Here is a 14,720-nt window from a genome sequence, read left to right as displayed (position 1 = left end):
CGTTCCCGCCGGGTTGCCGTCCTGGTGCGACATGTTGTCAGTTCTCGGCGCTCTGTCAAGCGAATTCGTAGCAATTTGATATCTTCACCACGAAATCCCTTGTCCTGATGCAAGTGCTCTGTAAGAGTCGCGGCATCTCAGCCACCCCACCAGGAGGTCATCACCTTGACCACCCGTCTGCAGAACTACGTCAACGGTGAGTTCGTGGACGCCAAGAGCGGCCGTTTCTCCGACGTCGTCGACCCGTGCACCGGGGAGGCCTACCTCCAGGCCCCGATCTCCGGCGCCGAGGACGTCGACGCGGCGTACGCCGCCGCGGCAGCCGCGTTCGAGTCGTGGGGGCGGACGACCCCGGGGGAGCGGGCGAACCTGCTGCTCAAGGTCGCTGACGCGATCGAGGCGCGGGCCGACGAGATCAACGAGGCCGAGTGCCTCAACACCGGCAAGCCGCGCGCCCGCATGGCCGAGGACGAGACCCCGGTCGCCGCCGACCACTTCCGCTTCTTCGCCGGCGCCGCCCGCACCCTGGAGGGCCCGACGGCCGGGGAGTTCCTGGCCGAGCACACCAGCGTCATCAGGCACGAGCCGATCGGCGTCATCGGCCAGGTCACGCCGTGGAACTACCCGATGATGATGGCGGTCTGGAAGATCGCCCCCGCGCTGGCGGCCGGCAACACGATCGTGCTCAAGCCGTCCGACACCACCCCGGCCTCCACGCTGAAGCTGGCCGAGATCCTGGGCAGCGTGCTGCCCGCGGGCGTGTTCAACGTCGTCACCGGTGACCGCGAGACCGGCGCCCTGGTCGTCGGCCACCCGACCGCCGCCATGGTCGCCATCACCGGCTCCGTCGGCGCCGGCATGTCGGTGGCCAGGAGCGCCGCCGACGACCTCAAGCGCGTCCATCTGGAGCTCGGCGGCAAGGCTCCCGTCGTGGTCTTCGACGACGTCAAGGACCTGCGCAAGGCCGCCGCCGACATCGCCGTCGCCGGCCTCTACAACGCAGGCCAGGACTGCACCGCCGCCTGCCGCGTGCTCGTGCAGGAGAGCGTCCACGACGAGTTCGTCGCCGCGCTCGCCGAGGCCGCCGCCGCGACCGTGACCGGCGACCTGTCGAACGAGGACGCGCTGTACGGCCCGCTCAACAACGAGCAGCAGCTCGCCCGCGTGCAGGGCTTCGTCGAGCGCGCCCCCGCGCACGCCAAGGTGCTCACCGGCGGTCACCGCGTGGGCGAGAAGGGCTACTTCTTCGCCCCGACCGTCATCGACGGCCTCAAGCAGGACGACGAGATGGTGCAGAACGAGGTCTTCGGCCCCGTCATCACCGTCCAGACGTTCACCGACGAGGCCGACGCCCTGGCCAAGGCCAACGACGTCCGCTACGGGCTGAGCAGCTCGGTGTGGACCTCCGACCACGGCCGGGCGATGCGGATGTCGAACCGGCTCGACTTCGGCGTCGTGTGGGTCAACACGCACATCCCGTTCGTCTCGGAGATGCCGCACGGCGGCTTCAAGCACTCCGGCTACGGCAAGGACCTCTCGGTGTTCGGCCTGCACGACTACACGAGGGTCAAGCACGTCATGCACTACATCGGCGAATAACGTACAAGGGACGAAACCTGGATATGGCCGAGCAAGGTTTGATCGAGCGGAGTGCGATCGAGCTTGAGGGGGTTGTCAAGGAATACCTCTCACATGGCGAGGTCGTCCAGGCGGTCAAGGGCGTGACGCTGGACATCGCCGAGGGGGAGTTCTTCTCCCTCCTCGGCCCGTCCGGGTGCGGCAAGACCACGACAATGCGCATGATCGCGGGCTTCGAGGAGCCCTCCAAGGGCGTGGTCCGGCTGCACGGCCAGGACGTCACGAACGTCCCGCCGAACCGGCGTGACGTGAACATGGTCTTCCAGTCCTACGCGCTGTTCCCGCACATGAGCGTGTGGGACAACGTGGCCTTCGGGCTGAAGCAGAAGAAGACGCCGCAGGAGGAGATCCGGCGGCGGGTCGGCGAGATGCTGGAGATCGTCGACCTCGGCGGCCGGGAGAAGCGCCGCCCGCGCGAGCTGTCCGGCGGGCAGCAGCAGCGGGTCGCGCTGGCCCGGGCACTGGTCAACCGGCCACGCGCGCTGCTGCTCGACGAGCCGCTCGGCGCGCTCGACCTCAAGCTCCGCCAGGCGATGCAACTGGAGCTCAAGCGCATCCAGCGCGAGGTCGGCATCACGTTCGTGTACGTGACGCACGACCAGAGCGAGGCGCTGACCATGAGCGACCGCATCGCGGTCATGAACGACGGCCTCGTCGAGCAGCTCGCCGGGCCGCGCGAGATCTACGAGCGGCCCGCCAGCACCTTCGTGGCGGGCTTCATCGGCACCTCCAACCTGCTGTCCGGCACCGCGGCCGGCGGCGTGCTGGAGACCGGCGGCGGCCGGGTGCTGGTGCCCGGCCACGACGGCGAGGTGTCGGTGACGATCCGGCCCGAGAAGATCCGCATCTCCGCGGACAAGCCCGACGGCGAGCTGAGCGCGCTGCCGGGCATCGTGGCGGAGGTCGTCTACCTGGGCACCTACACCAGCTATGCCGTGACCCTCGCCGACGGGGCCGAGATCACGGTGTTCCAGCAGAACGCGCAGGACGCGACCACCACCGCGGAGCGGGGCGACTCCGTGTGGCTGTCGTGGCAGGCGCGCCACTCCTATGTGATGGAGAGTCGATAGCACATCATGGACCGCCTGCACACCCCCGCCCTCGTCAGAGGGATGACCCAGCCCCGCACCCGCCGCGACGCGTTCAGGCTGGCCGGCCTGTCCGCCGCCGGGCTCGCGCTGGCCGCCTGCGGCGTTCAGGGCCAGAAGGCCGCGCCCCCCAAGCCCGACGCCGTCAAGGACTTCTGGGCCAAGCAGAAGAAGAACGGCAAGGTCGTCTTCGCCAACTGGCCCGAGTACATGCCCGAGGACCACGGGCCGCTGAAGAAGTTCCAGCAGGAGACCGGGATCTCCTACGAGTACAAAGAGGACATCAACGAGAACGCGGAGTTCTTCGGCAAGGCGGACCCGGTGCTGCGGGCGGGCCAGTCGCTGGGCTACGACATCGTCGTGATGACCAACGGCATCCAGCTCCAGCACATGATCGAGCTCGGCTACGCGGTGGCGCTCGACCAGAGCAGGATGCCGAACTTCCAGGCCAACGCGGGCGCCAAGTACAAGGAGCGCTCCTACGACCCCGGCAACGTCTACACGATGCCCTACGCCTCCGGCGTGACCGGGATCGCGTACAACACCAAGTACGTCAAGGACGAGCTGACCAGCATCGAGGCGCTGTTCGACGCCAAGTACGAGGGCCGGGTCGGCATGATGGCCGACGCCCAGGAGATCGGCAACTTCGGCATGATCGCCCTCGGCGTCGACCCGGAGAAGTCCACCGAGGACGACTGGAAGCGGGCCGGCGAGAAGCTCAAGGCGCAGCGCGAGGCCGGGATCGTGCGCAAGTACTACGACCAGAACTACATCGACGCCGTCTCCAGGGGCGACGTGTGGCTGACCATGGCCTGGTCGGGCGACGTGTTCCAGCGGCAGCTCGCGGGTGAGCCGGTCAAGTTCTACGTGCCCGAGGAGGGCGGCACGATCTGGACCGACAACATGCTCATCCCCAAGAACGCCGCCAACCCGGTCGACGCCATGACGCTGATGGACTACTTCTACAAGCCGGAGATCGCCGCCGAGCTGGATGAGTTCATCCAGTTCGTCACGCCGGTGCCCGCCGTGCAGGACCTGCTGCGCAAGAAGGCTGAGACCGCCTCGGGCGAGGACAAGCAGGCGCTGCTCGACATGGCCGACAGCCCGCTGATGTTCCCCACCGAGGCCGACTACGCCAAGCTGCGCAACTACACCAAGCTGACCACGGCGCAGGAGCAGGTGTTCAACCCGATCTTCCAGTCGATCACCCAGGCCTAGGCCGATGCGACGTCTCACCCCCTACCTGCTCGCGCTGCCGGGCTGGATGTGGCTGGCGATCTTCCTGGTGGTGCCGCTGGCCGCGATGGCGTCGGTGTCGCTGCAGACCGGCAACGTGATCGACGGCTTCGTCATGACGTTCAGCGTCTCCAACTACGGCGACGCCATCGGCGGCTACAGCACCCAGCTCGTCCGCTCCCTCGTGTACGGGGCGTGCGCCACGGTGGCGATGCTGGTCATCGGCTATCCGGTGGCGTACTGGATCGCGTTCAAGGGCGGCAGCCGCAAGTCGGTCTACCTGTTCCTGCTGCTGCTGCCGTTCTTCGTGTCGTTCGTGCTACGCACGATCTCGTGGGGCTTCCTGCTGGCCGACGACGGCGTCCTGCTCGGCACGCTGAAGTCGTGGGGGCTGCTGCCGGCCGGCTTCCACGTGCTCGCCACGGCGTTCGCGGTGGTGGCGGGGCTGACGTACAACTGGCTGCCGTTCATGATCCTGCCGATCTACGTGGCGCTGGAGCGGGTCGACCCGCGCGTGGTGGAGGCGGCCCAGGACCTGTACGCGACGCGCGGGGCGGCCTTCCGCAAGGTGGTGCTGCCGCTGTCTCTGCCGGGCGTGTTCGCCGGGGTGCTGATGACGTTCGTGCCGGCGACGGCCGACCCGGTCAACGCGCAGGTGCTCGGCGGCACCGGCAACACCATGATCGGCAACATCATCCAGACCGAGTATCTGGTCAACAACGACTACCCGACGGCCTCGGCGCTGTCGTTCACGCTGATGGCGGTGCTGCTGGTGGGCATCTTCGCGTACGCCAGGGTGCTGGGCACCGAGAACGTCCTCGAGGCGGCGGCCCGATGAGGGGCGGCAGGCTGGGCGACCGGCTGCTGCACGCCTACACCTGGCTCATCATCGCCTGGCTGTCGGCGCCGATCGCGGTCATGGTGCTGTTCGGCTTCAACGACAAGCAGAGCAAGTCCAACGCGAGCTGGCAGGGCTTCACGCTGCGCTGGTACGAGGAACTGTTCGCGATCGAGGGCCTGACCGAGGCGCTCGCGAACTCGCTGAAGATCGCGCTGGCCAGCACCGTCATCACCGTGGTGCTCGGCACGACGCTGGGGCTGGCGCTCGGCAGGCACCGCTTCCGCGGCCGGGGCGCGACGAACTTCCTGGTGTTCGCCGCGATCTCCACGCCCGAGCTGGTCATGGGCGCGTCGCTGCTGTCGCTGTTCGTCTCGGCCGGCGTCTGGCGTGACGCGATGACGATCACGATCGCGCACGTGCTGTTCTCGCTGTCGTTCGTGACCGTGACGGTCCGGGCCAGGGTCGTCACGCTGGACCCGGCGCTGGAGGAGGCGGCCAAGGACCTCGGCGCGTCCGCGTGGGGCACGTTCCGGCAGGTCACGCTGCCGTCGATCATGCCCGGCGTGCTGGCCGGGGCGATGCTGGCGTTCGCGCTGTCCATCGACGACTATGTCGTCACGAGCTTCGTCAACGGCTCCACCCCGACGTTCCCGCTGTGGATCATCGGGTCGGTGAAGACGGGCATTCCCCCGCAGGTGAACGTGATGGGTACGCTGATCTTCGGCATCGGCGTGCTGATCGCGATCGTCAACGCGGTCGCCGCCCGCCGCCGGATGTGACACGTACTTCTCGGCCACGAGCAGTTTCCGACCCAGAACAGGGAGGCGAGATCGGATTCCGGCGGGGGGAACCCGCGCGTGATCACCAATTTGGTCCCGCAATTTCACAAAATAAGACACCGTAAGGGAAGTGGGATTTGTGGATCCGCTGAAGGCGCTGGCTGACGCGGAGCGCAAGCCGTACTGGCTGGACAGCCCGGCCAGACCCGAGCCGCGACCGCGGCTCGACAGCAACACCACCGCCGACCTCGTCGTCGTCGGCGGAGGCTTCTCGGGGCTGTGGACGGCCCTGATGGCCAAGGAACGCGACCCCGGCCAGGACGTCGTCCTGCTGGAGGGCCGCCGCATCGGCTGGGCGGCATCCGGCCGCAACGGCGGGTTCTGCATGGCGACCCTCACCCACGGCCTGTCCAACGGGCTGGAGCGCTGGCCGGACGAGATCGACCGGCTGGAGCGCATGGGCGCCGACAACCTCGACGAGATCGAGCGGACGCTGGAGCGCTACGGCGTCGACTGCTCCTTCGAACGCACCGGAGAGCTCAACGTCGCCACCGAGCCGTGGCAGCTCGACGCTCTCCAGGAGAACCTCGACGTCATCGACCGGCTCGGCCTCGACTACGTGCCCCTCGACCAGGACCAGGTCCGGGCCGAGGTCAACTCGCCCACCTACCTGGGCGGGCTGTGGGAGCGCAGCGGCTGCGCCATGCTCGACCCGGCCCGGCTCGCCTGGGGACTGCGCGACGCGTGCGTGCGCCTCGGCGTGCGGGTGTACGAGCGCAGCCCGGTCCGCTCGATGCACGACGACGGCGACACGATCGAGCTGCGCACCCCCCGGGGCGCCGTGTCCGGCCGCCGGGTGGCGCTCGGCACCGGCGTCTTCCCGCCGCTGCTGCGCCGGCTCAAGCACTTCGTGGTGCCGGTGTACGACTACGCGCTGATGACCGAGCCGCTCAGCGACGCCCAGCTCGCCGAGATCGGCTGGCGCAACCGGCAGGGCGTCGGCGACTCGGCCAACCAGTTCCACTACTACCGGCTGACCGACGACAACCGCATCCTGTGGGGCGGCTACGACGCCGTCTACTACAACGGCGGCCAGGTCAAGGCCGAGTACGACCAGCGCGACGAGACGTTCGTCAAGCTCGCCGGGCACTTCTACACCACGTTCCCGCAGCTCGACGAGGTGCGCTTCACCCACCGGTGGGGCGGCGTGATCGACACGTGCAGCCGGTTCAGCGCCTTCTACGGGCAGGCGCACGGCGGCAGGCTCGCCTACGCCACCGGCTACACCGGCATGGGCGTCGGCGCCACCCGCTTCGGCGCCAACGTCATGCTCGACCTGCTCTCCGGCGAGCGGACCGAGCGGACCGAGCTGCGCATGGTCAAGGAGAAGCCCGTCCCGTTCCCGCCCGAGCCGGTGCGGTCGGGGGTGATCCAGTTCACCCGCTGGTCCATCGCCCAGGCCGACCAGCACCAGGGCAGGCGCAACCTGTGGCTGCGCGCCCTGGACCGGATGGGGCTCGGCTTCGACTCCTGATCGCGACGCCCGCGGCTCCGCGCCGCGGGCGTTCCGCGTCACACTGGGAGCATGAGAGTCGAGTTCGCCGTCGACGGCGTCGTGCTGGTGGGAGACCTGCGGGTGCCCGGCGGGCCGGGGCCGCACCCCGCCCTCGTGTTCACCGGCCCCTTCACGGGCGTGCGTGACCAGGTCACCGGGCTCTACGCCGAGCGCCTGACCACCGAGGGCTTCGTCACGCTCGCCTTCGACCACCGCAACTGGGGCGAGTCGGGCGGCGAGCCGCGCTGCCACGAGGACCCCCAGGGCAAGCTGCACGACCTGCGCGCGGCGGTGTCGTTCCTGCGCGCCCGGCCCGAGGTCGACGCCGGCCGGATCGGGGCCGTGGGCATCTGCCTGGGCGGCGGCTACGCGCTCAAGTTCGCCGCCTTCGACCCCCGCGTCAAGGCGTTCACGGGCATCGCCGGGGCCTACAACAACCCGTACGCGATGCGGTCGGGCATGGACTACGCGGCGGTGCTGGCCTCGTTCGCCGAGGTGCTGGAGCGCCAGGACCAGGGCGGGCCGGTCGCCTACCTGCCTGCGGTGGCCGAGGAGGGCGAGGCCGCCATGCCCGGCGACGAGCCGTACGCCTACTACGGGACCGACCGCTCAGCGTCCCCCCACTGGGACAACCGGGTCACCCGGGCGAGCGTCCGCGAGCTGGTCACGATGGACAACATGATGGGCGCCGACTTCCTGTCGCCCCGCCCGGCGCTGATCGTGCACGGCGTCGTGGACCGGTTCTGCTCGCCGGAGGGCGCCGAGGAGGCGTACAAGCGGCTCGACGAGCCCAAGCGGCTCGTCTGGATCGACGCCAAGCAGCACGTCGACCTCTACGACCGCGAGCCGTACGTGACGCAGGCCGTCGAGGCGACGGCCGGGTTCCTGCGCGAGCACCTCTAGGGTTGGCGCGCGCGGCGGCTGGGCAGGAGATCGGCTGACCCCCGGTGAGATCACGGGGGGTAGGGCGTGCGTGCGCGATCATGGGCCGCGGTGGCGGTTCTGCTGCTGGTGACAGGGTGCGAGAGCGAGGCCGCGGCGCCCGTGCGGGGCTCGGCGGGCGTGGCGGCGCGGCTGCCCGCCGCGGCGGCCCGGTGCGTGCTGACGCTGCCCGACGCGAAGGCGGGCCGGACGGCCAAGGCCAGGCTGACACGCCAGGTGGCCCGCTACCTCGACCGCAGGCCGGGGCGTGTCGCCTACAGCGCGCTCGACCTGGTCTCCGGCGTGACGATCGGCCACCGCGCGCACGAACGCGGCATGATCACCGCCAGCGGGTCCAAGGTCGACATCCTCATGGCCCTGCTGGCCCGCCGGAAGCAGCCGCTGCGCGGCAGCGAGCGCGACCTGGCCGCGCGCATGATCAGGGAGAGCGACAACCAGGCCGCCGACACGCTGTGGTGGCGGGCCGGCGGCGGCCCCGGGCTGGCCGCCTTCTACCGCAAGCTCGGCCTGCGCGAGACGACGCCCGGAGCGGGCCGCTACTGGGGCGGCACCACCACCACGCCCGCCGACCGCGTCAAGCTGCTCAAACTGCTCGCCGAAGGCGGCAGGGGACTGCGGGCCGCCGACCGGGAGCACGTGCTCGGGCTGATGGGCCGCGTCCACCGCGACCAGGACTGGGGCGTCAGCGCCGCCGCCAGGCCCGGCGACCGGGTGGCGCTCAAGAACGGCTGGACGCCCCGGCCGTTCGTGCACAACACCTGGGCCGTCACCAGCTACGGCCGCGTCACCGGGCCGGGGCGCGACCTGCTGCTGTCGGTGCAGACCGACCACCAGCCCGGCGAGAGCCACGGCATCGCCACCATCGAGGGCCTGGCCAAGCTCGTCGGTGACCGCCTGGACGCCCTCGCGCCCAGCAGGACCCGGGCCTGCGAGGCCGGGCCGACCGCGTAGGATGACTCCGTCGCGTCTCGCACGCGCCTGATAGACCGCTCGGCGGCCGGCCCTCCTGCCGGTATCACCCCGGTCGAAGCCCACCAGACGGTGCGCTCCTCCGGGACGGCTCCGTCTTGACCTGGACGGAGACCCCCCTTGAAGAGTTACCTCCCGGTGCTGGCCACGCCCGGCGCCTGGCGCTTCCTGCTGCCCGCGCTCGTGGCCCGGCTGCCGTTCGCGATGACCCAGCTCGGCGTCCTGCTGCTGGTGGAATGGTCCACCGGCGCCTACGGGCCGGCGGGCGTCGCCGCCGCGGCGGCGGCCGTGTCCCAGGCCCTCGCCGGGCCCCGCTTCGGCCGGCTCGCCGACCGCCACGGCCAGGCCAGGGTCCTCGTCCCGCAGGTCGGCGCGCACGCGCTGGCCCTCGGCGGGCTGGTGGCGCTGGCCGCCGCCCACGCCGCCGTGCCGCTGCTGGTCGCCGCCGCCGCGCTCACCGGCGCGAGCGCGCCCCAGGTGGGCGCGATGGTCAGGGCCCGATGGGCGCACCGGCTCAGCGGCCCGGCGCTCAACACCGCCTTCGCCGTCGAGTCCGTCACCGACGAGCTCACCTTCACCCTCGCCCCGGTCGTCCTCGTCGCCCTGTCGACGTCGTACTCGCCGGTGGTGGCGCTGCTGGTGGCGCTCGTCCTCGTCGTCACCGGCACGCTCACGTTCGCCGCCGTGCGCACCGCCGCCCCGCCGGGCTCGGCCCGCTCGGCGGCCTCGCCCGGCCCCGAGCGGGCGGTCGGGGTGCTGCGCCTGCGCGGCGTGGCGCTGCTGGCGACCGCCTTCCTCGCGATGGGGTCGGTGTTCGGCAGCCTCCAGGTCGGCATCACCTCGCTTACCGAGGCTCTGGGCACCGCCGCCTCCGCCGGACCCGTCTACGGCGCGTTCTCCGGCGCGAGCCTGGCCGGCGGGCTGCTGTACGGGGCCGTGCGCTGGCGCGTCCCCGCGACCGTCCGGCTCGGCTGCGGGCTCGTCCTGCTCGCCGCCGCGACCAGCGCCCTCGTCCTCGCCGGCTCCCTGCCCCTGCTGTACGGCGCGGCGGCGCTGGCCGGGCTGGTGATCGCGCCCGTCGTGATCACCGGCTACACCATCATCGACGGACTGGTGCCCGCCGCCGCCCGCACCGAGGCGTTCACCTGGCTCAACGGCGCCATCGGGCTGGGCATCGCCGTCGGCTCGTCGGCGGCCGGGCAGCTCGTGGACCGGTTCGGCCCGTCGCTCGCCTTCGTCGTGCCGCCGCTGATCACGGGCCTGGCGGCGGCCCTCGTCCTGGCCCGCCGCCGCGCCCTGCTGCCCCGCCCGGCCGTCACGAGTGAGCGCGTGCCAGCACTTCCTCGGGGATGACCTTCGGCACGCCGCGCAGCCCGACCAGCGCCAGCAGAGCCACCAGCGCCAGCATGCCGGCCGTGGCGAGCGAGGTGACGTGCACCGCCTCCACGAACGCCGTCCGCGCCGCCTGCACGAGCTGCCCGGCCTGCTCGGCGGGCAGCGTCTCGGCCAGCGCCATCGCCCCGGCGATCGACTCCCTGGCCGGCTCCGCCGGCACCCCGGCGGGCACCCGCACCCCGCTCGTGTACGTGCTGTTGAGCACGGTGCCGAGAATCGCGATGCCCAGCGCGCCGCCCAGCTCGAACGACGTCTCCGACACCGCCGCGGCCGCCCCCGCCCGCTGCGCCGGCGCCGTGGCCAGCACGTTGTCGTTGTTGACGGTGAACGCCAGGCCGATCCCCATGCCGCCCAGCATCATCACGGCGGCGATGGCCAGGTAGTTCACCTCCATGCCGAGCGTGCTGTAGTAGAGGAACGACAGCGCGTTCATCGCCAGCCCCAGCGCGACCACGCCGTTCCTGCCGATGACGCCGATGAGCTTGCCGGCCAGGATGCCGCCGATTGCGCCGCTCAGGCCGCCCGGCAGCCCCGCGAGCCCCGCCTGCAGCGGCGACCAGCCCAGCACGAGCTGGAAGTACCAGGCGAAAATCAGCGACATCGCCATCATCGTGAAGATGGCCAGCAGGTTCGTGCTGATGGACGCGGTGAACGCGCGCCTGCGGAAGAGCCGCACGTCGATCAGCGGCTCGGCCAGCCGCGTCTGCCGCCACACGAACACCACCAGGCAGAGCACGCCCAGCGCGGCGGCGGCGAGCACGTCCGCGTCGGGACCCCGGTGCGCCACCTCCTTGACCGCGTAGATGACCGCCACGACCCCGGCGAACGAGAGCACCACGCTCGGCAGGTCGATCCGCCCGGCGTCCGGGTTGCGCGACTCCGGCAGCACCAGGAAGCCCCACACCAGCACCACGGCCATGATCGGCAGGTTGATCAGGAAGACCGAGCCCCACCAGAAGTGGTCGAGCAGCAGCCCGCCCACCACCGGCCCCACCGCGAACCCGGCGGCGCTCATGCCGCTCCAGATCCCGATGGCCGTGGTCCGCTCGGCGGCGTCGGTGAACACGTTGCGGATGATCGACAGCGTGGACGGCATGATCGTGGCCCCGGCCACGCCCAGCAGCGCCCTGGCCACGATCAGCAGTTCCGGGCTGGGCGCGTACGCGGTGACCGCCGAGGCCGCGCTGAACGCCACCGCCCCGATCAGCAGCAGCCGCTTGCGGCCGATCCGGTCACCGAGGTTGCCCATCGTGATGAGCAGGCCGGCCAGCGCGAACCCGTAGATGTCGCCGATCCACAGGAGCTCGGTCGAGCTCGCGCCCAGGTCGCCGACCAGCCGGGGCAGTGCGAGATGCAGGACCGTCATGTCCAGCGAGAGCAGGAGCGTGGCCAGGCAGGCGACAGCCAGACAGGCCCATTTCTTCGTCATGCCGCCACTGTCGCGGCAGGCGCTGACCGCCCGCCTACCGCCGGCTGACGGCCCCGCCGACCCGCGTCAGCAGGGCGGCGACTCGCTCGCGCACGTCGGCCGTGCTGTGCCACTCCTCCGGGCACTCCTGGCTCGCCTGCTCGGCCCACCGCCGCGCCGTGGCGAGATCGCCCGCGGCCAGCGCCAGCTCGCCCAGCCCGCAGTGCGCCCGGGCCAGCGTGTCGGACGCGCCGATCCGCCGCGACAGGCGCGCGGCCTCACGGTAGTCGGCACGCGCCCCCTCCAAGTCGCCGACTCGCGCCCGGGTGTCGGCCCGGCGGCACAGGTTGTCGCTGGTGTCGGCCAGCGCGCCCAGCTCGCGCGACAGCCGCAGCGCCTCGTCGGCCATCGCGGCCGACGCCGCGTAGTCGCCCTGCATGAACGCCACGTCGCCGAGCCCCGACACCACGAGCATGGCGCCCCACCGCTCGCCCATCGCCCGGAAGATGTCCAGCGACTGCTCGAACTGCGCCTTGGCCTCCTCCAGCCGGCCCTCGAACTGCATGATGAACGCCTCGCCGCTGTGCATGAGCGCCCGCTGCCAGGGCGGCAGCCGGTCGACGAGCTGCCGGGCGACGTCCACCGACCGGTAGTCGGTGGGCGGGCCGGTGAACATCGGCAGCAGCAGCGTCAGGAACTCCAGCCGCCGCAGCAGGTACTCCTCCGGCAGCAGCCCGTGCAGCGCCTCCAGCCGCGCCGCCATCTGGTCGTCGATCGCCCGCCCGGTCCAGGCGGCGACGAGCACGCACATCGCGTACTCCTCGTCCATGCCCTCCGGGACCGTGTCGTCCAGCCGCCCCAGCAGGTCGGCCGCCAGCGTCGCGCTGGTGACCCGGTGCCCGCGCATCCACCAGTAGCAGGCGGAGTAGGCCACCAGGCGCAGCGCCAGCTCGGCCTGGCCCGACTCCGTCGCCCACCGCACCGCCGCGTTCAGGTCGTCGCCGGCGGAGTCCAGCCGGGCCAGCCACTCCAGCTGCTCGCTGCGCCGCAGGTGGGCGTCGGCGGTGCGGACCAGCTCCAGGTGGTAGGCGGCATGCCTGTCGCGCAGCTCGCGGCTCTCGCCCGACTCCTCCAGCCGCTCCGCGCAGAACGCCCGGATCGTCTCCAGCATCCGGTAATGGCCGCCGACGGACTCGACCAGCGACTTCTCCGCCAGCGAGAACAGCACCTCCTCCGGCTCCCCGCACACCCGCTCGGCGGCCTCCGCCGTCGCCCCGCCCACGAACACCGTCAGCCGCCTGGCCAGCCGCTGCTCCGCCTCGTCCAGCAGGTCCCAGCTCCACGCCACCACCGCGCGCAACGTCTGGTGCCGGGGCAGCGCCGTCCGGCTCCCGCGCGCCAGCAGCCGGAACCTGTCGTCCAGCCGCGCCGCCACCTCCCGCACCGTCAGCGTGCGCAGCCGGGCCGCGGCCAGCTCGATGGCCAGCGGCAGCCCGTCGAGCGCCCGGCAGATGCGCGTCACGTCCGCGGCGTTGCCGTCGCCGACCGTGAACCCCTGCCGCACCGCCGCCGCCCGGTCGGCGAACAGCCGCACCGCCGGATAGCCGAGCGGGTCGGCGGCGTCCGGCGGCGGCAGCCGCAGCGGCGGCACCGGCAGGATGCGCTCGCCGATGATGCCGAGCGCCTCCCTGCTGGTCGCCAGCACGCGCAGCCCCGGGCAGGAGGCCAGCAGCAGGTCGGCCAGGTCCGCCGCGGCCTCGACCAGGTGCTCGCAGTTGTCCAGGACGAGCAGCAGCGTGCGGTCGGCGAGCGCGGTGACCAGCCGCTCGGCCGGCTCGACGGCGGGCAGCTCGGCGCCGTGCGTGCGGTCGCGGATGTCCAGCGCGGCCAGCACCGCCGCCGCCACCTCCGCGCCGTCGGACACCGGCGCGAGCTGCACGAAGCACACGTCGCCCTCGGCCCGCCCGGCCACCTCGCCCGCGAGCCGCGTCTTGCCGGAGCCGCCCGGGCCGATCAGCGTGACGAGCCTGGCCTCGGCCAGCTCGGCGCGCACCTGCGCGAGCTCCTCGGCCCGGCCGACGAAGCTGGTGAGCTGGGCGCGCAGCCCCTGCCGGGTCGAGCCCGCCGCCGGCGCGCCCAGCGACGGATCGGCCCGCAGAACCGCCAGGTGGGCGGCGGCCAGCTCCGGGCCCGGCTCGACGCCCAGCTCCTCGTCCAGGATGCGCCGCCCCTCCTCGAACGCGGCCAGCGCCTCCGCCTGCCGGCCGCTGCCGTACAGGGCGCGCATGAGCTGGGCGCGCGGCCGCTCGCGCAGCGGATGGTCGGCGGTCAGCCGTCTCAGCTCGGCGACGACCTCGCGGTGGCCGCCCAGCGCCAGATCGGCCTGGACGCGGTCCTCGACGGCGGCCAGGCGCAGCTCCGACAGCCGGGCCGCCGCCGCCTCCGCGTGCGGCGCGTCGGCCAGCGCCGTCCCGCGCCACAGCTCCAGCGCCTCGCGCAGCAGCGCCGCCGCCCGGCGCGCGTCACCGGCCGCCAGCGCCTCCCGGCCCTGACCGGCCAGCCGCTCGAACCGGTGCGCGTCGACGTCCAGCGGATCGGCCACCAGCCGGTAGCCCGCAGGATGGAACTCCACCCGGTCCCGCCCCAGCACCCGGCGCAGCCTCGACACCTGCGACTGCAGCGCGTTGGCGACCCCTTCCGGCGGGCGCGACCCGTACAGGCCGTCGACGAGCTGCTCGGCGCCCACCACCCGGCCGGCCTCCAGCGCCAGCAGCGCGAGCAGCGCGCGCACCCGGGGCCCGCCCAGCGGCACCGGGGTGCCGTCGTCGCCCAGCGCGGCGCTGGGGCCCAGGATCTCGAAGCGCATGCC

11 protein-coding genes are annotated in these 14,720 nt (G+C 72.1%); 9 read left to right on the top strand and 2 right to left on the bottom strand.

Annotated elements, in window-relative coordinates:
* Positions 1 to 165 precede the first annotated feature (165 nt).
* The 9 genes from ACBI99_RS40275 to ACBI99_RS40235 all read left to right on the top strand — a co-directional run bounded on the left by ACBI99_RS40275 (position 166) and on the right by ACBI99_RS40235 (position 10,401).
* On the top strand, positions 166 to 1,599 hold the full coding sequence (locus ACBI99_RS40275) for a gamma-aminobutyraldehyde dehydrogenase (protein ID WP_357590390.1): 1,434 nt from the start codon (positions 166 to 168) through the stop codon (positions 1,597 to 1,599).
* Positions 1,600 to 1,637: 38 nt separating this feature from the next.
* Positions 1,638 to 2,708: an ABC transporter ATP-binding protein gene (locus tag ACBI99_RS40270; RefSeq protein WP_357590388.1), complete on the top strand. Its 1,071-nt coding sequence runs from the start codon at positions 1,638 to 1,640 to the stop codon at positions 2,706 to 2,708.
* A gap of 6 nt (positions 2,709 to 2,714) precedes the next feature.
* On the top strand, positions 2,715 to 3,944 hold the full coding sequence (locus ACBI99_RS40265) for a spermidine/putrescine ABC transporter substrate-binding protein (RefSeq protein WP_219509974.1): 1,230 nt from the start codon (positions 2,715 to 2,717) through the stop codon (positions 3,942 to 3,944).
* Between the two features lie 4 nt (positions 3,945 to 3,948).
* Complete coding sequence (locus tag ACBI99_RS40260; protein ID WP_219509973.1) at positions 3,949 to 4,800, top strand: ABC transporter permease; 852 nt, start codon at positions 3,949 to 3,951, stop codon at positions 4,798 to 4,800.
* Positions 4,797 to 5,582: an ABC transporter permease gene (locus ACBI99_RS40255; RefSeq protein WP_219509971.1), complete on the top strand. Its 786-nt coding sequence runs from the start codon at positions 4,797 to 4,799 to the stop codon at positions 5,580 to 5,582. The genes ACBI99_RS40260 and ACBI99_RS40255 overlap by 4 nt, the downstream gene beginning before the upstream one ends.
* A 139-nt stretch (positions 5,583 to 5,721) precedes the next feature.
* On the top strand, positions 5,722 to 7,116 hold the full coding sequence (locus tag ACBI99_RS40250) for an FAD-dependent oxidoreductase (RefSeq protein ID WP_357590508.1): 1,395 nt from the start codon (positions 5,722 to 5,724) through the stop codon (positions 7,114 to 7,116).
* Between the two features lie 51 nt (positions 7,117 to 7,167).
* On the top strand, positions 7,168 to 8,040 hold the full coding sequence (locus tag ACBI99_RS40245; RefSeq protein WP_375074868.1) for an alpha/beta hydrolase: 873 nt from the start codon (positions 7,168 to 7,170) through the stop codon (positions 8,038 to 8,040).
* A 90-nt stretch (positions 8,041 to 8,130) separates the two neighbouring features.
* Complete coding sequence (locus ACBI99_RS40240) at positions 8,131 to 9,030, top strand: serine hydrolase (RefSeq protein ID WP_357590384.1); 900 nt, start codon at positions 8,131 to 8,133, stop codon at positions 9,028 to 9,030.
* A gap of 138 nt (positions 9,031 to 9,168) precedes the next feature.
* Positions 9,169 to 10,401, top strand: a complete 1,233-nt coding sequence (locus ACBI99_RS40235; RefSeq protein WP_375074867.1) for an MFS transporter — start codon at positions 9,169 to 9,171, stop codon at positions 10,399 to 10,401.
* Here the strand turns inward: ACBI99_RS40235 and ACBI99_RS40230 are convergent.
* Both ACBI99_RS40230 and ACBI99_RS40225 read right to left on the bottom strand, forming a co-directional pair.
* Positions 10,364 to 11,872, bottom strand: coding sequence for an MFS transporter (locus ACBI99_RS40230; RefSeq protein ID WP_375074866.1), 1,509 nt, complete (start codon positions 11,870 to 11,872; stop codon positions 10,364 to 10,366). The two genes, ACBI99_RS40235 and ACBI99_RS40230, sit on opposite strands and share 38 nt — an antisense overlap.
* A 34-nt stretch (positions 11,873 to 11,906) precedes the next feature.
* Positions 11,907 to 14,717, bottom strand: a complete 2,811-nt coding sequence (locus ACBI99_RS40225; protein ID WP_375074865.1) for a BTAD domain-containing putative transcriptional regulator — start codon at positions 14,715 to 14,717, stop codon at positions 11,907 to 11,909.
* Between the last annotated feature and the right edge of the window lie 3 nt (positions 14,718 to 14,720).

Source organism: Nonomuraea sp. ATR24, assembly GCF_041950485.1.
In the GTDB taxonomy this organism is placed as follows: Bacteria; Actinomycetota; Actinomycetes; order Streptosporangiales; family Streptosporangiaceae; genus Nonomuraea; species Nonomuraea ceibae.
The sequence above is the reverse complement of the archived record's forward strand: the minus strand, read 5'-3'. Positions and strand labels throughout refer to the sequence as shown.

Coding starts and splice junctions, on each gene's coding strand:
- ACBI99_RS40225 (WP_375074865.1), bottom strand. CDS start 14,717: ATGCGCTTCGAGATCCTGGGCCCCAGCGCCGCGCTGGGCGACGACGGC.
- ACBI99_RS40230 (WP_375074866.1), bottom strand. CDS start 11,872: ATGACGAAGAAATGGGCCTGTCTGGCTGTCGCCTGCCTGGCCACGCTC.
- ACBI99_RS40255 (WP_219509971.1), top strand. CDS start 4,797: ATGAGGGGCGGCAGGCTGGGCGACCGGCTGCTGCACGCCTACACCTGG.
- ACBI99_RS40245 (WP_375074868.1), top strand. CDS start 7,168: ATGAGAGTCGAGTTCGCCGTCGACGGCGTCGTGCTGGTGGGAGACCTG.
- ACBI99_RS40265 (WP_219509974.1), top strand. CDS start 2,715: ATGGACCGCCTGCACACCCCCGCCCTCGTCAGAGGGATGACCCAGCCC.
- ACBI99_RS40260 (WP_219509973.1), top strand. CDS start 3,949: ATGCGACGTCTCACCCCCTACCTGCTCGCGCTGCCGGGCTGGATGTGG.